This is a genomic window from Bradyrhizobium sp. CCBAU 53340 (assembly GCF_015291645.1).
In the GTDB taxonomy this organism is placed as follows: domain Bacteria; phylum Pseudomonadota; class Alphaproteobacteria; order Rhizobiales; family Xanthobacteraceae; genus Bradyrhizobium.
The window spans coordinates 758,594-780,070 of the sequence record NZ_CP030055.1; the positions used below are offsets into that span (position 1 = coordinate 758,594).

A 21,477-nucleotide genomic window follows, 5' to 3' on the forward strand; every position below is an offset into this window, starting at 1 on the left:
AAACCGCGCCCGATTGGCCACACGCGCGTCAGACGCAGCGTTTCACATAGACCCCGTTTACGAGCACCCTGGTGCAGTGGACCACCGGCTTGCGGACCACGACGGCCCCGTTCGGTCCGGCGCAGCCGGCGCGGTAGACACCGCGGGCGCACACGACCGCATTGGCGTCGGACGTCGCGAAGGTCATGGTCGCCGCGAAAGCGAAGAGCGCGGAAGCGATGAGCAGGAATGCACGCATGTCTTTCTCCCGGTCTTGTCGTGATTGAAATCGGCCGTCGGCAAGGGTTAGTCGCAACGGGGGCGCGAAAATTCATTTACGCCCGCCGCAAGATCGATATGCGCCGTCTACCGCGCCGCGAACGGCGCAAGAACGTCCTTGCAGGCGGTCGACAGCGAAGCCGCATTGCTGGCAATGCACTGCACGATGCGACCGCCGCCGGGCGCGATACCGGCGCAGAGTGAGCGGATATCGGCGCCGCAGGCGGAGCGCACGATGAACAGCTCTTCGCGCGGTCGCAGCGGGCGCAGAACGATCACGGCGGGTGCAACCGCCGGAGCGGCCCCAGCAGCCGGTGCGGCACCAGAAGCTGGCGCGGCAGTCGCCGGTGCGCCGCCGCCACCGGCCGCAGCGGTCACCGCCTTCTCGCAAGCCGCCGACAGCTTGGCCTTGTTCTTCTCCAGGCATTCGAGCGCGGGCGCGCCGCCGGGCGGCACGCTGGCGCAGACCTTGGGATAATCGGCGCGGCACGCGCTCTTGACCGCTGCAACCTGCGCACTGCCCGGTTTTGCCGCGGCGGCTTTCGGAGCGGCGCTGGCGGCCGGCTTCGCTGCGGGCTCGGCCGCGGGCGCTGCTTCGGTCTTTGCGGGTTCGGGCTTGGCAGGTTCGGATTTGGCCGGTTCAGATTTGGCTGGGGCCGCTTCGGTCTTTGGCGCCGCAGCAGGCTCGACCGCGCGAACCGCCGTCTGGCATCCCGCCGACAGGCTCGACATGTGGCTCTGCAAACATTGATACGCCTCCACCCCGCCGGGCGTCACGCTCGCGCAGTGCGCCATGAAATCCGAACGGCATGCGGAGCGGATGGCGCTCTTCTGCGCCTCGGTCGGCGCTTGCGCGAATGCGCTTGTTGCAGTTGCGAAGAGTGCGGCGGCGAGCAATGCGTGACGCGCGGATGCATATTTCAATGTGTTGAACATTTGAGTGAATCCCTGCCCTGTCGGTAACGCCGACGCTTTATTAAAAGTGATGCAAACAAATCGTCACGGACGTTGCGGCGTGCGGCGTCCTTGGCCGCCGTCGCCACTACCGCAAGTAGATCATACGCGCGGAATTGCGGCGTAACCAGAGCATGATCCCGAAAACTGCGCAGCGGTTTTCCCTCGCGACACACGCGGAACGCGTTTGCGCGGAGATCATGCTCAAACAAAAACCTGAAGCGCGATGATGACCCATTCCGATCTCATCGCGCTTTAGGTCGTCACAGCCTGATCATCCGCTTGCCGCGGTTCTCGCCGGCGAGCAATCCGATCAGCGCCTTCGGCGTGTTCTGCAATCCGTCGATGATGTCTTCCTGCACCTTCAGCTTGCCGGATTTGACCCAGGCCTGGAGGTCGGCGAGCGCGCGCTGGCTCTCCTTCATGTAGTCCATCACGATGAAGCCCTGCATGACGAGCCGCTTCACCACGATCAGGCCGGGCACGCCGCGCGGGCCGTGCGCCGACGGCGTCCCGTCATATTGCGAGATCGCGCCGCAGCAGGCGATGCGGCCGTAATTGTTCATCTGCGGCAGGCAGGCTTCCAGAATATCGCCGCCGACATTGTCGAAATAGACGTCGATGCCCTTTGGCGCGGCCGCGCGCAGCGCCTTGAACACCGCGCCGTCCTTGTAGTCGACGGCGGCATCGAAGCCGAGTTCGGAGGTCAGCCAGTTGCATTTGTCGGCGCCGCCGGCGATACCGATGACGCGGCATCCCTTGATCTTGGCGATCTGTCCGACGATCGAGCCGACCGAGCCCGCAGCCGCTGAGACCACAACCGTCTCGCCTTCCCTCGGCTTGCCGACCTCGAGCAGGCCGAAATAGGCGGTGAGGCCGGCGATGCCGAACACGCTGAGCAGATGCGTCATCGGCTCCAGCTTCGGCATTTTGGTCAAATGCTTTGCCGGCACTGCTGCAAGCTCCTGCCAGCCGGTGTCACCGAACACGATGTCGCCGGGCGCAAGCCCCTCGGCCTTCGAGCTCACGACCTCGGCGATGGCGCCGCCGGCCATCACGCTGTTGGCCTCGACCGCCGAACGATAGGTCGCGCCATGCATCCAGGCGCGGTTGGCGGCGTCGAGCGAGATGTAGCGCACGCGCAGCAAGGCCTCGCCGTCCTTAGGTTCCGGCACGGCGCTCTCCACCATCTTGAAATGCTCGGGACCAAGCTTGCCGCTGGGTTTTTCCACCAGAAGAATTTGGCGATTGATGTTGGTGATCATGGCATTCTCCCCTTCGTTGCTTGGCGATTATTGATGCAGCTGCCGCAAAGGAAACGTGCAGTCTGCATCGTTGTGCGCTGCACGAAAGCTAGATCGCGGCGTTCCATTGCACAACGGGAACATCCGGCCAACGTGTTCACACGCAAAGCGTGTTGCGTCGCTCCGACATCTGCGACATCATGAAGCGCCGGTGTACGTGGGGGTAAGCAATGTCGAACAGGTTTACGCAATACATTCTGGCGGCGATGGTGCTGGGCATCATCATGGGCTCGGCGATCTATAATTTCCTGCCCGATACCCGCGCCGAGTGGGCTTCCGCCATCAACCTGATCGCCATGATGTTCCTGCGCCTGATCAAGATGATCATCGCGCCGCTGGTGTTCGCGACCCTGGTCGGCGGCATCGCGCATATGGGCTCGGGCGCCAAGCTCGGCCGCATCTTCGCCAAGACCATGGGCTGGTTCATCAGCGCCTCCTTCGTCTCGCTGCTGCTTGGCCTGATCATGGTCAATCTGCTGCAGCCCGGCGCGAATTTCCCGGGCACTCTGCCTGCAGCGGGGCAATCGACCGGCCTGCCGGTCTCGGCCTTCTCGATCGAGAAATTCCTGACCCATCTGATCCCGACCTCGATCGCGGACGCGATGGCGCAGAACGAGATCCTGCAGATCGTGATCTTCGCCGTGTTCTTCTCGGTGGCGATGGGGGCGATGCCCGAGCGCTCCAAGCCGATCCTGGCGCTGATCGACGACGTCAGCCACATCATGCTGAAGGTGACGAGCTATGTGATGCTGTTCGCGCCGCTCGCGGTGTGGGCCGCGATCACCGCGACTGTTGCCAAGAACGGTCTCCTGGTGCTCTGGAAGCTGATCGTGTTCATGGGCGGCTTCTATCTCTCGCTATTCATCCTCTGGGGCATCCTGGTGATCGTCGGCTTCATCGCGATCGGTCCGCGTTACAGCCATCTGTTGCGGTTGATCCGTGAGCCGCTGATGATCGCATTCTCCACCGCGAGCTCGGAAGCGGCTTACCCGAAGACGCTGGAAGGCCTCAACCGCTTCGGCGCTTCGTCGCGAATCTCGAGCTTCGTGCTGCCGCTCGGCTATTCCTTCAACCTCGACGGCACGATGATGTACTGCACCTTCGCCAGTATTTTCATCGCGCAGAGCTACCACATCGACATGCCGCTCGGCACCCAGCTCGCGCTGCTCGCGACCTTGATGATCACCTCGAAGGGCGTCGCCGGCGTGCCGCGCGCCTCCCTCGTCGTGATCGCCTCGACGCTGGCGCAGTTCAACATCCCCGAGGCGGGTCTGTTGATGATCATGGGCATCGACACCTTCCTTGACATGGGTCGTAGCGCCACCAACGTGATCGGCAACACGCTGGCGACCTCGGTCGTGGCGAAGTGGGAAGGCGAGCTTGGCCCCGAGCATGCGATGGGACCGGGCGACGTCGTGCCTGGCGACATGGTGCCGGGCGAGGTGCCTGCGATGGCCGGCCATTGACGGGAGTGCGTCATGCGCCCTTTGACGGCGATTTCGAGCGGCCTGTTGCTGGCAGCGTGCCTGCTGGCAACGGACGCTTTCGCCCAGACCGGCGGCAGCGAAGGGCTCAGCCCGACGCTGTCAGCCATCAAGAACTCGCACACGGTGCGGCTCGGCTACCGCGAGAGCTCGCCGCCCTTCTCCTTCCTTGACCAGGCGAACAGGCCGATCGGCTACAGCCTCGAACTCTGCGAGGCGATCGTCGAGGAGATCGGCGTCGAAGTCGATGATCCCAATCTGAAGATCGACTACGTCAAGGTCACCTCGGACGACCGCATCGACGCGGTGCTCCAGAACAAGATCGATCTCGAATGCGGTTCGACCACGGCCAATTCCGAGCGCGGTAAGCGCGTCGCGTTCTCGCCGCTGATGTTCGTGGCCGGCACCAAGCTGATGGTGCCGAAGGCCTCCAGCGTGCAGTCGCTGACCGATTTGAAGGGCAAGACCATCGTGGTGACGAAGGGCACCACCAACGAGCAGGCCATCCAGGCGGCCGACAAGAAGCTTTCGCTGGGCCTGACCATCGCCGTCGGCGCTGACCACGATCAGTCGTACCAGATGCTGGTCGACGGCAAGGCCGACGCCTTCGCGACCGACGACATTCTGCTCTCGGGCCTGATCGTGCGCCACAAGGCGCAGGACAAGTTCCGCGTCACCGGCGACTACCTGTCCTACGATCCCTACGGCATCATGTTCCGCAAGGGCGAGCCGCAATTGTCGGCCGTGGTCGACCGCGCCTTCCGCAAGCTCGGCTCCAACCACGATCTCGTGCCGCTCTACAACAAATGGTTCATGGCGCGGATGCCGACCGGCGAACGGATGAACGTGCCGATCTCGCTGCAACTGGAAGAAGCCTTCAAGGCGATGGACGATTCCGCCAGCGCGAATAATTAGCGGCGTTTCGCGTAGGGGCAGCAGTGTGAATTCCGTCATCCTGAGGTGCGAGGCCCGCGATGCGAATGCATCACGGGTCTAGCCTCGAAGGATGAACGGCCGCGCTGCTGCCGCCGGGCAGTCGCCCTTCGAGGGCCGCTGAAGAAGCGGCCGCCTCAGGGTGACGGTGATGGATTGGTGCTCGCGGAGGCATCCCCAAACACCCGATCCAGCGCCGCGTCATAGGTCGCCTGCACCAGCTCCGGATGCAGTTTTGCCAGCGCCTCCATCATCACGCCGGAATTGATTTCCAGCACGCGCCAAGTGCCATCCACGCGCATCACGTCGATCGAGGCAAAGCGGATGCCGATGGCACGCGCGGCATCGATGGCGAGCTTCACGCAAGCCGTTCGATTCTCGCCATCCTCCAGCAACACCGGCTTGGCGCCGGCATCCAGATTATGTCGCCAATCGTGGCCACGCTGCTTGCTGTAGACGACGAAGGGCGCATCATCGAGCAGCACCACGCGGACCTCTTCCTCGATCGCGACATAGGGCGAGATCACCAGCCCGGTGCTCATCGAGAAGACCTCGTCCACCGCGTGGTCGAGCTCCGCCTCGGTCGTCACCTTGGACACCGAGCGCCCCGACGTCCCTTCATTCGGCTTCACCACCACGCCTTGCGGATTGTCGCGCAGCAGGCCCAGCATGGCCTCCCGCCAGGCGGCATCGACGACATTCCGGCCCAGCTTAGGGTTGAGGAAGAGGTGATGGGCAATACAGGGCACGCCCGCCATCTCCAGCACCTCGGAGGTCGCCGACTTGTCGTTGGCGAGCCGGTGCGCGATCGCGCTGTTCAGCCCGATGTCGTAGCCGAAGGCGAAGCGGCTGATCTCGCCACGGCGCATCACGATCAGCCAGCCGCCGGCGCGCACCTCCAGCCGGATGCCATGACGTGCACAATAGTGCCGTATCGCCGTTACGAAGATCCGTTCACGAGGGGGCATTGTCGAACCATTTTGCCGGATCGCCGACGAATGTGTCGCGGCTTTGCGACATCCTTAATGACTTTTTCGCGAGGCCCGACGGAAATTAAGTACTGTTCCGTCAGCCATTTGAGCAAAGAAATTGCCGCAACGCGGCATGGAAGAGAAAATCGTTAATTCTTTAGTGTTTTCAAGCCGAAATGCACCTTTGATCGGCGTCAATTGCATGCCGTTTCGGGTTGATTATTGGTCTCAATGGCGTAGATCACACACGCGAAATCCTCCGCCATGGCAATGGTGTCCGCCCCGTTTTCAGGGCCGGGCAGTGCTTTTGCCCGAAAACCGCAAGACATTCGGAATATCGAAAATCATGAGCGCGTTTTACCGAGAGAAGGTCCTGTCCGTCCAGCACTGGACCGACACGTTGTTCAGCTTCCGCGCCACGCGCGATTCAGGCTTCCGCTTCCAGAACGGCCAGTTCGCCATGATCGGCCTCGAGGTCGATGGCCGTCCACTCCTGCGCGCCTACAGCATGGCCAGCGCCAATCACGAGGAAGAGCTCGAATTCTTCTCGATCAAGGTGCAGGACGGTCCGCTGACCTCTCGCCTGCAGAAGATCAAGGAAGGCGACACCATCCTGGTCGGTCGCAAGGCGACCGGCACGCTGATCACCGACAACCTCATCCCCGGCAAGCGGCTGCTCCTGCTCTCGACCGGCACCGGCCTTGCGCCGTTCGCCAGCCTGATCAAGGACCCCGAGGTCTACGAGCAGTTCGAGAGCATCGTTTTGGTGCACGGCTGCCGCCAGGTCTCCGAGCTCGCCTATGGCGAGAAGCTGGTCGCGAATTTGCGCGAGGACGAGCTGTTCGGTGAGCTGCTCGCGGACAAGCTGATCTATTATCCGACCGTGACCCGCGAGCCGTTCCGCAATCGCGGCCGCATCACCGACCTGATCAACTCCGAACAGATCTTCAACGACATCGGACAGTCGCCCCTCGACATCGAGACCGACCGCATCATGATGTGCGGCAGCCCGGCGATGCTCGAAGAGCTGAAGGTGATGTTCGAGGGTCGCGATTTCATTGAGGGCTCCGGCAACAAGCCCGGCCATTTCGTGATCGAGAAGGCGTTCGTCGAGCGCTAAGCGTCGCTCGAAGAAGGTGGCTTAGTCGCGCGCCGCACTCAACTCGTCGTCCCGGACAAGCGCGCCGCAAGCGCGCGCCGATCCGGGGCCCATAGCCACAGGGCGTGGTTATGCGACGCCCCGGTGTGACAGCTCCCCCAGCCTCAAAATTCTGTGGTTATGGATCCCGGGTCTGCGCTTACGCTTGCCAGGGATGACAGCTTGGTTGTGGCGCGGAGTGGCCTCTCCGATCGTGCCCCGTCTGCTGCTCCCGCCCGTCTCTGCTGCAGTGCAGCACCCTAACCTCTCGGCTGATTGATTTATCCCAGCCGAATTCGCTAGCCTGAAACAAGCGCTGCGTCATATCCGTATGACAGGTGCGGGCGTATCGTACCGCCTGATGCTGGCGAGAGGGTGGGAATCGTGGCCGACAACAACAAGACGCAGGAATCACCCAAGCGCCTGCCGCTGGCGGAAGAGGGGATCGCCGAAATCCTGCTGCTGCCGTTCTCGCCGCGCTTCATCGTGCTGACGATGTGCGCGGTCGTCACGGCGCTGCTGGTCGGCATCGGCATCGCCGATCGCAAGATCTTCGACATCCTGCTGGTCCCGATCTGCATCTTCGGCGCCCTGACGCTGCTCGGCGTCCGCGACCTCATGCAGAAGAGTCACGCGGTGTTGCGCAACTACCCGATTGCGGCGCATATCCGCTTCCTGCTCGAAGAGATCCGCCCGGAGATGCGGCAGTATTTCTTCGAGAGCGAGAAGGACGGCATGCCGTTCTCCCGCGATACCCGCGCGGTGGTCTATCAGCGCGCCAAGATGCAGCTCGACAAGCGTCCGTTCGGCACCCAGGAGGACGTCTATCGCGAAGGTTACGAGTGGATGCATCACTCGGTGTCGCCGAAGGCGCATGCCGCGGAGAAGTTTCGCGTCACCGTCGGCGGGCCGGATTGTGCAAAACCCTATTCGGCCTCGGTGTTCAACATCTCGGCGATGAGTTTTGGCGCGCTCAGTCCGAACGCAGTGCGGGCGCTCAACGCCGGCGCCAAGAAGGGCGGCTTTGCCCACGACACGGGCGAGGGCGGCTTCAGCCCCTATCACAAGGAGATGGGCGGCGACATCATCTGGGAGATCGGCTCGGGTTATTTCGGCTGCCGCCATCTCGACGGCTCCTTCGATCCGGAGGCGTTCGCGCGCGTTGCGAGCCAGGATCAGATCAAGATGGTCGAGCTCAAGATCAGCCAGGGTGCCAAGCCCGGCCATGGCGGCGTGCTGCCGGCGGCGAAGGTCTCCGAGGAGATCTCGAAAATCCGCGGCGTGGCGATGGGCGAGGACTGCATCTCGCCGGCCTCGCACCGGGCCTTCTCGACGCCAACAGGCATGATGCAGTTCATCGCCGAGATGCGAAAGCTGTCCGGCGGCAAGCCCGCCGGCTTCAAGCTCTGCATCGGCCATCCCTGGGAGTTTCTGGCGATCTGCAAGGCGATGCTTCAGACCGGCATCTATCCTGACTTCATCGTCGTGGACGGCAACGAGGGCGGCACCGGTGCCGCGCCGCTGGAGTTCATGGACCATCTGGGCATGCCGATGCGCGAAGGCGTCAATTTCGTCCACAACGCGCTGATCGGCATCAACGCGCGCGATCGCATCAAGATCGGCGCGTCAGGCAAGATCGCCACCGCCTTCGACATGGCGCGCGCCATGGCGATCGGCGCCGACTATTGCAATTCGGCGCGCGGCTTCATGTTCTCGCTTGGCTGTATCCAGTCGTTGAGCTGTCACACCGACCGCTGCCCGACCGGGGTCGCGACCCAGGACCCGACGCGGGCGCGCGCGCTCTACGTGCCGCTCAAGATCGATCGCGTGCACAATTATCACCATGCGACGCTGCACTCGCTGACCGAGCTGATCGCCGCGGCAGGCCTGGAGCACCCGCAGGAGCTGCGCCCGATCCACTTCAGCCAGCGGACGTCGACGACCAAGGTGCAGTCCTTCGCGCAGCTCTACCCGGCGCTGCGCCCGGGCGAGCTGCTCGAAGGCACCGAGGATCCGCGGTTCCGAGACGCCTGGCGGATGGCGCGCGCGGAGACGTTCCAGCCGGCGCTGTAGAGTTCTCCGCTTGATAGCCCCCCGCGTCCTATCGCGGCGCAAAATCATCGGGAGCCGATAGCGTTTTAACCTCTGTGTCAGCTTCAGGTGTAAAGTGGTCCAATGGACGAAGAACGGCGTAACAAGGCCAGGCATCGCGTATTGAAGGCTGGAACCATCGAGTTCGGCGGCGGCGCGATCGACTGCACTGTCCGCAATTTCTCCGACACCGGCGCCGCCCTCGACGTCACCAGCCCGGTCGGCATTCCCGAGCATTTCACCCTGAACATCAAGGCGGAGGGTGTGCACCTGCCCTGCACCGTGGTGTGGCGCAAGGAGAAGCGGATCGGGGTGCGGTTCGGGTGACAGTGGTGCGCGTTTGATGCGAGTGCGAGCCTCAAACTAAACTGTCGTCCCGGCGAAGGCCGCGACCCATACCGCGTAATCTATCGAGAGTGCGCAGGTCGCAGTACCGCGCAACTACCAATCTTCGTCATACCCAATTCTGTGGTTATGGGTCCCGGCCTTCGCCGAGACGACGCGTGGAGAGATTGGTGCGCGTGGCACTTTAGCCCGTCTCTACCTCACCCAGCCGCTTCGCCAAGATCTTGTCGATCCTGCGGCCGTCGAGATCGAGCACCTCGATATGCCAGCCGGCAAAATCGAAGGCGTCACCGATATTGGGCAGCGCGTTGAATTGCTGCAGCACCAGACCGGCTACCGTGTTGTAGCGGTGATGCGGCGGCAGCTCGATGCTGAGCAGATCGCCGAACTCATCGACCGGCATCCAGCCCGAGATGAGGAGAGAGTCGTCCGCGCGCCTGACATAGGCCGGCTCCGGCGGGCCTTCCTCGGAGTGGAAGGCGCCGACAATCGATTCCAGAATGTCGGCTGCCGTCACCACGCCCTCGAAGGCGCCGTACTCGTCGTGGACGAGGCCGATATGTACCGGCGCCGCCTTCAGGATCGCGAGCACGTCGCGCGCGTCCGCAGACGCCGGAATGATCGGCGTCTCGCGCACCAATGCACGCAAATCGGGAGTGCGCTCACGCATATAGGCGACAAGCAGATCCTTGGCCTGGAGCACGCCGATCGGCTTGTCGCGGTCGCCGTCGCACACGGGAAAGCGCGAATGCGGACTCTTTGCGATCAGCGTCTGGATCGCTTCCCGGTCGTCGTTGAGATCGATCTCGTCAACCTCGGTGCGCGGTGTCATCACGGCGCCGACCGGTCGGTCGCCAAGCCGCATCACGCCTGCGATCATCTCCCTCTCGCCGGGCTCGAGCACGCCCGCACTTTCGGCTTCATGGACCAGATGATGGATCTCGTCCTCCGACACCTTCTCCTCGGCCTTGCCGCCGCGGCCGAGCAGCGTGAGGATCAGCTTGCCGGAGACGTCGAGCAGAAACACCAGCGGCAGGGAGACGCGCGCCAGCACGTGCATCGCGGGCGCGACCTTGACCGCGATGCTCTCGGGATCGCGCAGCGCCACCTGCTTCGGCACCAGCTCGCCGACGATCAGCGTTGCGTAGGTGATGATGGTGACGACGATGCCGACGCCGACGATGTCGGCAATGCCCGAGGACACGCCGAGCTCGACCAGCCATTGCGTCAGCCGTTGCCCGAGCGTGGCGCCCGAAAATGCGCCCGAGAGCACGCCGACCAGTGTGATGCCGATCTGCACCGTCGAGAGGAATTTTCCGGGATCGGCGGCCAGCATCAGCGCGCGCTCCGCGCCACGCACGCCCTTGGCGGCCAGCAGCGACAGCCGGGCCGGGCGCGACGAGACCACGGCGAGCTCCGACATGGACAAAAGGCCGTTGATGACGATCAGGACGACGACGATGACGAGTTCGACGGAGAGCATTGACGTTCCGGGATAAGCGAGTATGGCCGCGGATCGCAGCACCCGCATTGATATAGGTATTTTGCGAGGAAGTGCCGCTAATCCTGTCGCATCGCCATCGCAAGGGAACCTGGGCTCCGGCGGGAGGGACCCGCGGCGTCCTGACACTCCGCGGAACTACGGACCGTTGCTTAACGGGCTCTTAGTGGCCGCCAGTTAGGTTTTCCGACAATTTGCAGAAGTGTAGTCGGGGACCTGAGGATGCGGATTGGGAAGCTTTTTGCGCTGTCGATGCTGACGGTGACGGTTTTCGCCGTCGTGCTTGGCGCGGAGGTGCTGATACCCCAGACGCGCATCTTCATCGACCGCTCCGACGCGATCAAGAGGGTCGATGCGTTCGGCGCCATCCTGATGGTCAGCCAGCAGGTCGCCGGCCTTCGCGCCCCCTATATTTCCCCCATCTTTCAGGAGGGAGCGGCGACGCAGGCTCAGACCGATGCTGCCACCAAGGCCTCGAAAGCGGCCGAAGCCTCGTTCGAGAGCGCAAGGCGCACCCTCATGGTGCTGGACGACGGCGCGGTGATGGCCGAAAACCTCGACCGTGCCGCACGGCGGCTGAAGGAAGTCTCCACGGCTGCAGATCGTGCGATGAGCGTTCCTCTCGCCACGCGCGACAGCGCAGTCATCAAGGGGTTCCTGCCTGGTGTTGCCGAAGTCATCGCCAACATCGAACCGATCATGAACCGGCTGGAGGGAAAGGTCGTCAATGGCGATTCCTCGCTTGCGGCGCTCCTGAGCCTGGCGCGAACGGCGCAGGATCTCCGCGTCTCGGCCGGAAGCCGCGCCGCTACGTTGTCGCCGGCGCTGAGCGCACGGCGTCCGCTGGTGCCGGCTGAATTTTCGCTGATGGATCGCATGCAAGGGCGTGTGGAGGCCGATCGCGAACGCATCGCGGCCGGCATCGAGCAGCTCGGTCATCCGCCGCGCATCGCCGCCGCGTTCAAGGCGGCGACGGACTCCTACTTTGGAAAAGCCGCGCTCATCGTCGACAAAGAGATGCCCGCGGCGCGCGCCGACGGCAAGTACGACGTCACGGCCGATGAGTTGGCGACCGTGATCGTGCCCGCCATCCAGATGTTCTATGGCGTGCGCGACGCCGCGCTGGCGGAAGCGTCCGAGCGCGCCTCGGCCGCGCGTGATGGTGCGCTGGCGATGCTCGCGCTCGCGGGTGTTGCCGTGCTGGCGCTGCTCGGCACGCTCGGCGGCGTGACCATGATGCTACGCCGCCGCGTTGTGACGCCGCTGGCAAGACTCGCGGACGTGATCGGCACGCTCGCCGCCGGCCAGCACGAGGTCGAGATTCCGGCAACGGGCCGTGACGACGAGATTGGCCAGGTCGCCGGCTCGCTGCAGCATTTCAAGGATTCGCTGCTCGCCCAGAAATCCGCCGATGCAGCGGCCACGATCGAGGCCGAGGCGAAGCTCAAGCGCAGCCAGCGCATGGACCAGATCGCGCGCGAATTCGAGGCCATGATCGGCGACGTCATCAATACCGTGTCGTCGGCGTCCTCGGAACTGGAGGTCTCGGCGGGGACGCTGACGAGCGCCGCCGATCAATCGGAAAAGGTCACTGCGACCGTTGCGGCCGCCTCCGAACAGGCGTCCACCAACGTACAGACCGTCGCCGCGGCGGCGGAGGAAATGGCGTCCTCGGTCGACGAGATCAGCCGCCAGGTCCAGGACTCCGCGCGCATCGCCAACGAGGCGGTGCAGCAGGCGGGGCGGACCAACGATCATGTCGGCGAGCTCGCCAAGGCTGCCGGGCGGATCGGAGACGTCGTCGAGCTCATCAGCCAGATCGCGGGCCAGACCAATCTTCTGGCGTTGAACGCCACCATCGAGGCGGCGCGCGCCGGTGAGGCGGGCCGCGGCTTCGCCGTCGTCGCCTCCGAGGTCAAGGCGCTTGCCGAGCAGACCGCCAAGGCCACCGGCGAGATCAGCCAGCAGATTGCGGGAATCCAGTCGGCGACGGAAGAGTCCGTCGGCGCCATCAAGGCGATCGGCGACACCATCACCCGCATGTCCGAGATTGCCTCTGCGATCGCTTCGGCGGTCGAGGAGCAGGGTGCGGCGACGCGGGAGATTTCCCGCAACGTGCAGCAGGCGGCGCGCGGCACTCAGCAGGTTTCCGCCAGCATCGTCGACGTGCAGCACGGCGCGAGCCAGACCGGATCGGCTTCTGCCAACGTGCTGGCGTCAGCCAAATCGCTGTCCGGCGAAAGCACCCGGCTCAAGGCCGAAGTCGGCAAATTCCTGGACGCGATCCGCGCTGCATAGGGGACCGCGCTCAGAATTCGCCGTGCAGGCGCCCTGAGAAAACCGACACCGGCCCGCGATCGGCGTTGTAGGCGGGATTGACGATGAGCTGATAGTCGGCCGTGAACGTCAGCGCCTTGTTCAATGCGTAGGCGTAATAGGTCTCCAACACGCGCTCCTTCCTGTAGTTGAGCGCGCCGTCGCCGATCAGCGGACCGAGACCGCCGGCCGCAATGAAGTCGCGATGGTCCTGCGACAGGGCGTTGACGGCGCCGGCGATGCCAACGACGTCGTCTGGCCTGCCCCACTTCGTGCCCTTGACCGAGACGCCGCCGGACAGGCTGCGGTCGATGTCGGTGAAGGCCATGATCTCGTTGCGACCGTCGTTCCAGCTCCAGCGGCCGAACACGCCGAAGTCCTCGCTGATGGCCTGTTCGAGATTGAGCGCATAGCCGTATTTGATGCGGCCAGTGCGGGTCTGGGTGATGTCGACGCCGAAGGCGGGGTTGTCCAGCGTCTCGCGATAGCTGCCGGCATAGGCGCTGTTGACGAATCCGAGCGTGCGCAGCTTGCCAGGTTGGCCGAACAGCGAATAGCGCGTCTCGAGCTCCACGACATATTCGCCGCGGCGACCGACATTCATGTCGAAATTGCTCGAGTTGGAGACGGCGCCCATCAGGAAGTAGCCGGCGCGCAGCGCCCATTGCTTCCGGTTGAGCTCGGCGGTGGCGCCATAGTCGAGACCGAGCTTGTCGGCGGCATAGTCGAAGGCGCCCGAGGCCCAGATCGACCAGTTCATGAAATCCTTGCGCGGATCGTGCGCGTAGGAATTGCCGTCGAACACGTCGACGACGGAGAACTTGCCGACCTGCAAGGTCAAGCGCGAGACGTCGACCTTGCTCGCGAGCTGAAGCTGGCCGCTGTCGAGCTGCTCCTGCTCGCCGCCGAAGCCGAAGGTCTGGCGCACGAACAGCCGCGAGGCGTTGAAATGCGGATAGGGGAAGCCGGACTTCTGTGCTTCGCCGTTGGGGAAACCTGCCGCGCCCGTGGTGTTGTTGAAGCCAAAACCCTGGAGCAGCTCCGGATTGAAATAGACCTCGCCGCCGTCCCAGAGACGCGCATTGAGATAGAGCGAGTTGCTCCAGGTCTCCTGCAGATCCGGCGACGTGGTGAGGCTGTTCGGCCCGGTGTAGGGCGCGTTGAAAGACGGATGTCCCTGCGGCAGGAAGGTTGACTGGCCGTGGATTTCCCAGCGGCTCGATTCGGTGTCGGTGACGTCGGACTTCGGATTGTAGGTCGGCACGCCGGGCCAATCGATCTTGCGATTGAGGCCAACCCGCAGGCTCTGGAAATCCATCGACGACGAATACTGGCCGCCCGAAGGGAAGGTGACGTTGGCGTTCTCGAACTTGCTGTAGAGATATTCGAGCCGCGCGCTCCAGTGCGGCGCGAAGGCATATTCGACGCCGCCACCGGCAGTCCAGCCGAAGCGGGTATTCAGCACCTTCTCCTCGTTGCCGCCCGTGGGCGTCGAAAGGAAACGCTCGCCGGTAAACGCTGCGCCGCCGGTCGCATAGAGCAGCCAGTTGCCGGTGGCATAGCCGAGGCGGGCGCGCAGGCTCGCGACATAGTCCCAGCGTTCCTCCGCGCTCGACAGCACGGTCGTCGTCGATGACACGACGTGGTTGGACGGCAGATAGTTTGGAAAGGAGATGTCGCCTTCAACGCCGAGCAGAAGCCCCGAGTTGAGGCGCCAATTGTAGCCGGCCTGAACGCCGCCGGTCGCGCCGGTGAAGACGTTGTTATCGGTTGCAACCAGGGGATCGGTCAGTGTCGCCGAGGACGTGCCACGGGTGACGCCGACATGTGCGCCGATATAGAGACCCGTCCAGTCGTAAACCGCCTTCAGTGCCGGCGCTTTCAGGGGCAGGTCGGCTGCGTCAGCGGCGCCGGGAAGAGCCAGCACGCCCGTGGCGATGACCGCCGCCGCGCGCAGCAAATGGTGTCGGTGACCTCTTAACGTCAAAACTTACGCCCCCACGCGCGATATACCCCGCCGCCCGACATCCCTGCCAATTCGCGGCGCTCCTGTCATCAGGTTCGGTTGGATCGGCCGATCCGGCGAGATGATCGCGATGAGACGCGATGTCGTCCGAAGTCCCTGCATCTATTGCGAAGCTTATTGCAAGTAATTCGCAATAGCAATTAATGCGGGGCATCGCCGAAGATGGTTCGCATCCTTGTGTGACGGGACTGCAACAAATTTCCGTCCTTCAAGAATGGATGACCCCGCCCGGGGGGACAACCGGGCGGGGTCGGGGGCACGACACGGGGTGGATGAGGCGCCCGTGTCGGACGCAGGATCCACGTGAGATCGGCCTCAGAACCTCAGATCAGTAGCAAGTACGGACGTTGCCGATGAACTGGCCGTAGGCGTTGTACTGGGCGACCCAGCCGCAGCGGTGATAGCCGTAGTAATAGGGCTGGTTGCTGGCAGCGATCGCAGTGCCGACGATGGCGGCGGTGGCGATGCCGGCGCCGACACCCCAGCCCCAGCCGAGCGGCTTGGCCTGAGCGGCCGACGTCGTGGAAGCGACGCCAGCGGTGACAGTGAGGGCGGCGAGGGTGACGGCAACAATCTTGGTCTTGATCGACATCTGAAATTCCATCCGGGTTGAGGCGGTCCGTTGTGGTCCGCGTGCCAATTGGACGGAGGCTGGCCAAAACCGGTTCGAACGCGCTCGGAGCAGCCCCGCAGGGCGGCCTTTTCCCGAGCGATTTCAGTTGGATGCAGGCTAGCCAAGCGGGCCCTTGGCCAGTCTGCTCACGTCGAAGTTATCGACCTCGGTCAGCAGCTCGCAAAAGGCGCGGGCGCCCTGATCGATCAGTTGCTCGCCTTTCGCAGCGACCGCGAGCGTCGCATTGCCGACGGCGCCGCTGGCGTTGAGATCCTGCGCCTGCCAGGCAAAGGGTGCGGGGCGCTGCGTCGAGAGCCAGCGATATTGCTTTTCCATCGCGACGCTGCTCGCCGGAAAATCCGCGATCGCATCCTTGCGCACCTGCCCGGGATAGCGCGCCAGCATGATCGAGGTCTCGACCGCACCACCGTGAATGCCGTGACGCACTTCATCTGCCGGGAACAGTTTTTCCGCCGCCGACAGGCGCGACCACGACGTCGTCACCACGAACAGTTTTTGATGCGCGCGAAGATCCTGCGCCACCAGCATCATCGCCGCGCTGTTGCCGCCATGGCTGGTGATGATGACAAGCTTCTTCACGCCGCGTCGCGCGATGTCCTCACCGATGCCGGTCCAGCGCTTCAGCGCCATTTCGGTCGGCAGCGTCTGCGTGCCCGGATAGTCGATATGCTCGGTGGAAATGCCCACGGGTTCAACGGGCAGGAACGTCACCGGGGCGGCCGCGGGCAGCACCTCTCGCGTGCGTGCAAGGTAGGCCTCGGCGATCAGCACGTCGGTCTCAACAGGCAAATGCGGGCCATGCTGCTCGGTCGCGGCCAGCGGCAGCACCGCGATCCAGCGCGATAGGTCCGCGGCAGCGGCATCGGCCCAGCGGATTTCGGACCAGTCGCGGGAAGGCGTCATCGAGGTTTCTTTGCCCGAATTTGTCACGTAGTTTGGGGTATCAGGGGACGCGGGCCCGGCTGGCCAGCGTCCCCTGATATCTTGCGGTTCTATCGCGTTGTTTTCACATCGGCCAGACCAGATCGACGGAGTGCATTCATGAGCCCATCCCATCTGCGGCGCGCGTTGACGGCGGGCTTGCTGGCCACTGTCGTGTCTGTTCTGCCGGCCCGCGCGGAAACCCTGGACAAGGTCACCTTCGGAACCAACTGGGTCGCCGAGGCGGAGCATGGTGGCTTCTTCCAGGCGGTCGCCGACGGCACCTACAAAAAGTACGGCCTCGACGTCACCATCGTCCCCGGCGGTCCGAACGAGAACAACCGGATGCTGCTGATCGCCGGCAAGATCGATTTCTTCATGGCCGCGAACACGCTGATGTCGTTCGACGCGGTCGCCAACAACGTCCCCGTGGTGACGATCGCCGCGGTCTTCCAGAAAGACCCGCAGGTGATGCTGACGCAGCCGGATGCGAAGGTCACCAAGATCGAGGATCTCAAGCCGCTGACGCTGTTCGTCTCCAAGGAGGGCATGACCAGCTATTTCCAGTGGCTGAAGTCCGAATACGGCTTCAGCGAGAAGAACGTGCGGCCCTATAATTTCAATCCGCAGCCCTTCATCGCCAACCCCAAGAGCGCGATGCAGGGCTACGTCACCTCCGAACCCTTCGCCGTCGAGAAAGCAGCCGGCTTCAAGCCCAACGTCATCCTGCTCGCCGATGCCGGCTTCAACACCTATTCGACCTTGATCGAGACCCGCCGTGAGCTGGTCGAGAAGAAGGCGGACCTGGTGCAGCGCTTCGTCGATGCCTCCATGATCGGCTGGTACAATTACATCTACGGCGACAATTCCGCCGGTAATGCCATGATCAAGAAGCTCAATCCTGAAATGACCGACGACCTGCTCGCCTATTCCGTCGCCAAGATGAAGGAATACGGCATCGTCGATTCCGGCGACTCCTTGAAGAACGGCATCGGGGCGATGACCGATGACCGCTATACCTCCTTCTTCAACAAGATGGTGAAGGCCGGCGTCGTGAAGGGCGATCTCGACTTCCGCAAGTCCTACACGCTGCGCTTCGTCAACAAGGGTGTCGGCGTCGAACTGCGTCCCAATAAGCCGTAACACCAGCGTTGATGTCGTCAGCCAAACCTCCATCCACGGTCGAGGCCAGCCTGACGGCGCTCGCCGTCAGCCTGCGCGGCGTGACGAAGGTCTATGACAACGGCGTCGTGGCGCTCGGTCCCTTCGATCTCGCGGTGCGCAAGGGCGAGTTCATCTCGCTGCTCGGCCCCTCCGGCTGCGGCAAGTCGACGGCATTGAGGCTGATTGCGGGGCTCGGCGCAGCGTCATCAGGCACGGTGCGGACGGCTCGTCACGAGGGCGAGGCGCAGCCGGGCCACGGGATCGGATTCGTGTTCCAGGAGCCGACCCTGATGCCCTGGATCAGCGTGCGCGAGAACGTGCGGCTGCCGCTGAAGCTTGGCGGCATCCCGAAGAGCCAAGGGCGGGCGCGGGCCGATGCGGCGCTCGCCAGCGTCGGGCTCGCCGATTTCGCCGACGCCTTTCCGCGTGAGCTGTCCGGCGGCATGAAGATGCGGGTGTCGCTGGCGCGCGCGCTGGTCACCGATCCCGATATCCTGCTGATGGATGAGCCGTTCGCCGCGCTCGACGAGATCACGCGCTTTCGTCTCAACAATGATCTGCTCGCGTTGTGGCGCAGCCTCGGCAAGACCGTCATCTTCGTCACCCATTCGGTGTTCGAATCCGTCTATCTGTCGCAGCGCGTCGTGGTCATGACGGCTCGACCCGGCCGCATCCAGGCCGACATCCGGATCGAGACCGTGGAGCCGCGCGGCGAGGAGTTTCGCACCTCGGCGGCCTATTCCGATTATTGCCGGCGCGTGTCGGCCGCACTGGCGCCGTCTTACTCAGGTCAGTCGACGCTATGAACGGGCAGGCTGTCGTCACCGCAAGACCTTCCGGCGCGCAGCGCGCGCTGCGCTTCATGCTGCCTGTGGTCGTGTTCGCGGCCGGCCTTGCCGCCTGGGAGCTGGTCGTTCGTTTCAGGGAGATTCCGCCTTACGTGCTGCCGGCACCGTCTGTGATTGTCCTGACGCTGATCAAGGACTGGGCGGTGCTGTCGCAATCGCTCGCCACCACGCTGCTGACGACCCTCGAAGGCTTTGTTGCCGCCAGTATCGGCGGCATCGCGCTGGCGCTGCTGTTCAACCAGTCGAAATGGGTCGAATATTCGCTGTTCCCTTATGCCGTCGTGCTCCAGGTGACACCTGTCATCGCGATCGCGCCGCTTCTCCTGATCTATCTGGAGCAGCAGACGGCTGTCGTCGTCTGCGCCTTCATCGTCGCCTTCTTCCCGGTGCTGTCGAACACCACGCTCGGGCTGAACTCCGTCGACCGCAATCTCGCCGGCCTGTTTCAGCTCTACGACGCCTCGCCACAGCAAGCCCTGCGCTTTCTGAAGCTGCCCGCGGCGCTGCCTTATATCCTCGGCGGCCTGCGTATTGCCGGCGGCCTGTCGCTGATCGGCGCGGTCGTGGCTGAGATCGCGGCGGGAACGGCGGGCGCCGGTTCGGGCCTTGCCTACAGGATCGCCGAGTCAGGCTATCGATTGAACATACCCCGCATGTTCGCAGCGCTGCTGCTGCTGTCGCTGGCCGGGATTGTCATCTATGGGGTGCTGGCGCTAATTTCCCACCTCGTTTTACGGCGCTGGCACGAGAGCGCGCTTGGAAAGGAAAACTGATGTCTACCGGTTCGATTTCGTCCGACAAGATCGACCTTTTGATCTATGGGCCGGTGCGGCCGATCCTCGAGAACGGGTTTTCCGATCATTTCGTCGTGCACAAGGCCGAGACGCGCGGCGATCTCGAGCGGCTGACGCCTGCGATCCGCGAGAAGATCCGCGGTGTCGCCGTGACCTATCACACGGTGCGCGCCGACAAGGATTCGCTGTCGCAATTGCCCAAGATCGAGATGGTGGCGAGCTTCGGCGTCGGCTACGACCATATCGACGCCAAATACGCAGCCGAGCACAACATCATCGTCACCAACACGCCTGACGTGCTGACCGAGGAAGTCGCCGACGTCGCGATGGGCCTTCTGATCTCGACTCTGCGCGAGTTCGTCAAGGCCGACCGCTACGTCCGCTCCGGGCTCTGGCAGACCCAGAACTATCCGCTCAGCGTCGGCTCGCTGCGCGACCGCAAGGTCGGCATCGTCGGCATGGGCCGCATCGGTCAGGCGATCGCGCGCCGGCTCGATGCCTCGCTGGTGCCCGTGGTCTACCACTCCCGCAATCCGTCCAAGGACGTCTCCTACAAGCACTATCCTGATTTGATCGAGATGGCGAAGGCGGTGGACACGCTCATGGTGATCGTCCCCGGCGGCGCCAGCACGAACAAGATGATCAATGCCGAGGTGCTGAAGGCGCTCGGTCCGCGCGGCGTTCTCATCAACGTCGCGCGTGGCTCGGTGGTCGACGAGCCCGCGCTGGTCCAGGCGCTGAAATCAGGCACCATCCTCGCTGCCGGCCTCGACGTGTTCGCGGCCGAGCCCAACGTGCCCGATGAGCTCAAATCCATGCAGAACGTCGTGCTGCTGCCGCATATCGGCTCGGCCTCGGTGGTCACGCGCAACGCCATGGACCAGCTCGTGGTCGACAACCTCAAGTCCTGGTTCTCGGGCAAGGCGCCGCTGACGCCGGTTGTCGAGACGCCGTTCAAGGGGCGCTGATGAACATTCTTCGGGTCGTTGCATTCGCCGTCGCGGCCTGGATGGCCGCGATCGGCATCGCGCATGCGCAGGATGCGACGACCTTGAAGAAGGAGATGGTCGGGCAGTGGGAGCTCTCGACCACCGAACGCAGCAAGACCTGCGTCGTCACGATGAAGGGTGACGCGACGGCCCAGGGATTCAAGCTCGAGCTGGAGCCGGCCTGCAGGGCCGCGCTGCCCTTCACCAAGGATATCGTGGCCTGGAGCATCAAGGGCCTCGACATCGTCCGCCTGCAGGATGCGACCGGTGAATCCGTGATCGACTTCACCGAGGTCGAGGCCGGCATCTTCGAAGGCCTGCGGCAGGGCGAGGGCGTCTACATCCTGCAGGACCTCGCCGCCGCCCGCTCGATGGCCAAGTCGATGGACCAGATGATCGGCGACTGGGCGATGGTCCGCGGCAATGGCCAGCCGATCTGCGGATTGACCCTGACCAACACGGAAGCCGACCAGGACAATTTCCAGGTCTTCCTCAAGCCGAAATGCGATGCGGCCATCGCCCAGTTCAACCCGACGCAATGGCGGCTCGAGCGCGGCCAGATCGTCCTGATGTCGAAATCCGGCGAGGTCTGGCAGTTCGAGGCCGACGACAACGCGCAATGGCGGCGGGTTCCCGATACGGCCGATCCACTGATCATGCTCCGCCAATAGACCGCCCGGTTCCAGCAATTTCTCCCGGGCTCGATTTTTTCTGACGTCATGTCGATCCGGCCCCGGCTGGATCGTCATCCCAGTAGCGAGCTGATCGCGGCCGAACCGGCCGCGTCTCGCCCTATCAGGAGTTTT

Annotated in this window: 19 protein-coding genes; 11 read left to right on the forward strand and 8 right to left on the reverse strand. The window is 63.8% G+C overall.

The features are described 5' to 3' along the window. Positions 1–28 precede the first annotated feature (28 nt). The 3 genes from XH89_RS03525 to XH89_RS03535 all read right to left on the reverse strand — a co-directional run bounded on the left by XH89_RS03525 (position 29) and on the right by XH89_RS03535 (position 2,477). The gene (locus XH89_RS03525; RefSeq protein WP_194465751.1) at positions 29–238 is read right to left on the reverse strand and encodes a hypothetical protein; all 210 of its coding nucleotides are present in this window, start codon (positions 236–238) and stop codon (positions 29–31) included. A gap of 107 nt (positions 239–345) precedes the next feature. Continuing rightward, positions 346–1,194 (reverse strand): cysteine rich repeat-containing protein, encoded by an 849-nt coding sequence (locus XH89_RS03530; RefSeq protein ID WP_194465752.1) that lies wholly within the window; start codon positions 1,192–1,194, stop codon positions 346–348. Between the two features lie 281 nt (positions 1,195–1,475). Then, positions 1,476–2,477 carry an NADP-dependent oxidoreductase gene (locus tag XH89_RS03535; RefSeq protein WP_194465753.1) on the reverse strand — a complete coding sequence of 334 codons (1,002 nt, stop codon included), beginning with the start codon at positions 2,475–2,477 and terminating at the stop codon, positions 1,476–1,478. A gap of 209 nt (positions 2,478–2,686) precedes the next feature. On the opposite strand from XH89_RS03535, the gene XH89_RS03540 reads away from it, so the two are divergent. Both XH89_RS03540 and XH89_RS03545 read left to right on the forward strand, forming a co-directional pair. Continuing rightward, complete coding sequence (locus XH89_RS03540) at positions 2,687–3,982, forward strand: dicarboxylate/amino acid:cation symporter (RefSeq protein ID WP_194465754.1); 1,296 nt, start codon at positions 2,687–2,689, stop codon at positions 3,980–3,982. A gap of 12 nt (positions 3,983–3,994) precedes the next feature. Further along, on the forward strand, positions 3,995–4,915 hold the full coding sequence (locus XH89_RS03545; RefSeq protein ID WP_194465755.1) for an amino acid ABC transporter substrate-binding protein: 921 nt from the start codon (positions 3,995–3,997) through the stop codon (positions 4,913–4,915). A 155-nt stretch (positions 4,916–5,070) separates the two neighbouring features. On the opposite strand, the gene XH89_RS03550 is transcribed toward XH89_RS03545, so the two are convergent. After that, on the reverse strand, positions 5,071–5,901 hold the full coding sequence (locus tag XH89_RS03550) for a RimK family alpha-L-glutamate ligase (protein ID WP_194465756.1): 831 nt from the start codon (positions 5,899–5,901) through the stop codon (positions 5,071–5,073). A 349-nt stretch (positions 5,902–6,250) separates the two neighbouring features. Here XH89_RS03550 and XH89_RS03555 point away from each other — a divergent pair, with 349 nt between their 5' ends. The 3 genes from XH89_RS03555 (at position 6,251) to XH89_RS03565 (ending at position 9,460) form a co-directional block, all read left to right on the forward strand. Beyond that, complete coding sequence (locus XH89_RS03555) at positions 6,251–7,024, forward strand: ferredoxin--NADP reductase (protein ID WP_194465757.1); 774 nt, start codon at positions 6,251–6,253, stop codon at positions 7,022–7,024. Between the two features lie 402 nt (positions 7,025–7,426). Then, on the forward strand, positions 7,427–9,115 hold the full coding sequence (locus XH89_RS03560; RefSeq protein WP_371825195.1) for an FMN-binding glutamate synthase family protein: 1,689 nt from the start codon (positions 7,427–7,429) through the stop codon (positions 9,113–9,115). Between the two features lie 102 nt (positions 9,116–9,217). After that, positions 9,218–9,460 (forward strand): PilZ domain-containing protein, encoded by a 243-nt coding sequence (locus XH89_RS03565; protein ID WP_194465759.1) that lies wholly within the window; start codon positions 9,218–9,220, stop codon positions 9,458–9,460. Positions 9,461–9,662: 202 nt separating this feature from the next. Here the strand turns inward: XH89_RS03565 and XH89_RS03570 are convergent, their stop codons facing one another. After that, the gene (locus XH89_RS03570; RefSeq protein ID WP_194465760.1) at positions 9,663–10,961 is read right to left on the reverse strand and encodes a hemolysin family protein; all 1,299 of its coding nucleotides are present in this window, start codon (positions 10,959–10,961) and stop codon (positions 9,663–9,665) included. A 240-nt stretch (positions 10,962–11,201) separates the two neighbouring features. Here XH89_RS03570 and XH89_RS03575 point away from each other — a divergent pair, with 240 nt between their 5' ends. Further along, positions 11,202–13,277, forward strand: coding sequence for a methyl-accepting chemotaxis protein (locus XH89_RS03575; protein ID WP_194465761.1), 2,076 nt, complete (start codon positions 11,202–11,204; stop codon positions 13,275–13,277). Between the two features lie 10 nt (positions 13,278–13,287). On the opposite strand, the gene XH89_RS03580 is transcribed toward XH89_RS03575, so the two are convergent. The 3 genes from XH89_RS03580 to XH89_RS03590 all read right to left on the reverse strand — a co-directional run bounded on the left by XH89_RS03580 (position 13,288) and on the right by XH89_RS03590 (position 16,858). Then, positions 13,288–15,252, reverse strand: a complete 1,965-nt coding sequence (locus XH89_RS03580; RefSeq protein WP_194468357.1) for a carbohydrate porin — start codon at positions 15,250–15,252, stop codon at positions 13,288–13,290. 397 nt (positions 15,253–15,649) lie between these two features. After that, on the reverse strand, positions 15,650–15,913 hold the full coding sequence (locus XH89_RS03585) for a hypothetical protein (protein WP_194465762.1): 264 nt from the start codon (positions 15,911–15,913) through the stop codon (positions 15,650–15,652). 138 nt (positions 15,914–16,051) lie between these two features. Continuing rightward, positions 16,052–16,858, reverse strand: a complete 807-nt coding sequence (locus XH89_RS03590) for a creatininase family protein (protein WP_194465763.1) — start codon at positions 16,856–16,858, stop codon at positions 16,052–16,054. A 138-nt stretch (positions 16,859–16,996) separates the two neighbouring features. Between XH89_RS03590 and XH89_RS03595 the strand changes: the two genes are divergently transcribed. The 5 genes from XH89_RS03595 to XH89_RS03615 are packed head-to-tail and all read left to right on the forward strand — an operon-like array spanning position 16,997 to position 21,342. After that, complete coding sequence (locus tag XH89_RS03595) at positions 16,997–18,019, forward strand: ABC transporter substrate-binding protein (protein WP_194465764.1); 1,023 nt, start codon at positions 16,997–16,999, stop codon at positions 18,017–18,019. A gap of 11 nt (positions 18,020–18,030) precedes the next feature. Continuing rightward, positions 18,031–18,846 carry an ABC transporter ATP-binding protein gene (locus XH89_RS03600; RefSeq protein WP_194465765.1) on the forward strand — a complete coding sequence of 272 codons (816 nt, stop codon included), beginning with the start codon at positions 18,031–18,033 and terminating at the stop codon, positions 18,844–18,846. Next, complete coding sequence (locus tag XH89_RS03605; protein WP_194465766.1) at positions 18,843–19,661, forward strand: ABC transporter permease; 819 nt, start codon at positions 18,843–18,845, stop codon at positions 19,659–19,661. Before XH89_RS03600 ends, XH89_RS03605 begins: the two co-directional genes overlap by 4 nt. Further along, the gene (locus tag XH89_RS03610; RefSeq protein WP_194465767.1) at positions 19,661–20,650 is read left to right on the forward strand and encodes a 2-hydroxyacid dehydrogenase; all 990 of its coding nucleotides are present in this window, start codon (positions 19,661–19,663) and stop codon (positions 20,648–20,650) included. The genes XH89_RS03605 and XH89_RS03610 overlap by 1 nt, the downstream gene beginning before the upstream one ends. Continuing rightward, positions 20,650–21,342, forward strand: coding sequence for an AprI/Inh family metalloprotease inhibitor (locus XH89_RS03615; protein ID WP_194465768.1), 693 nt, complete (start codon positions 20,650–20,652; stop codon positions 21,340–21,342). Before XH89_RS03610 ends, XH89_RS03615 begins: the two co-directional genes overlap by 1 nt. Positions 21,343–21,477 lie beyond the last annotated feature (135 nt).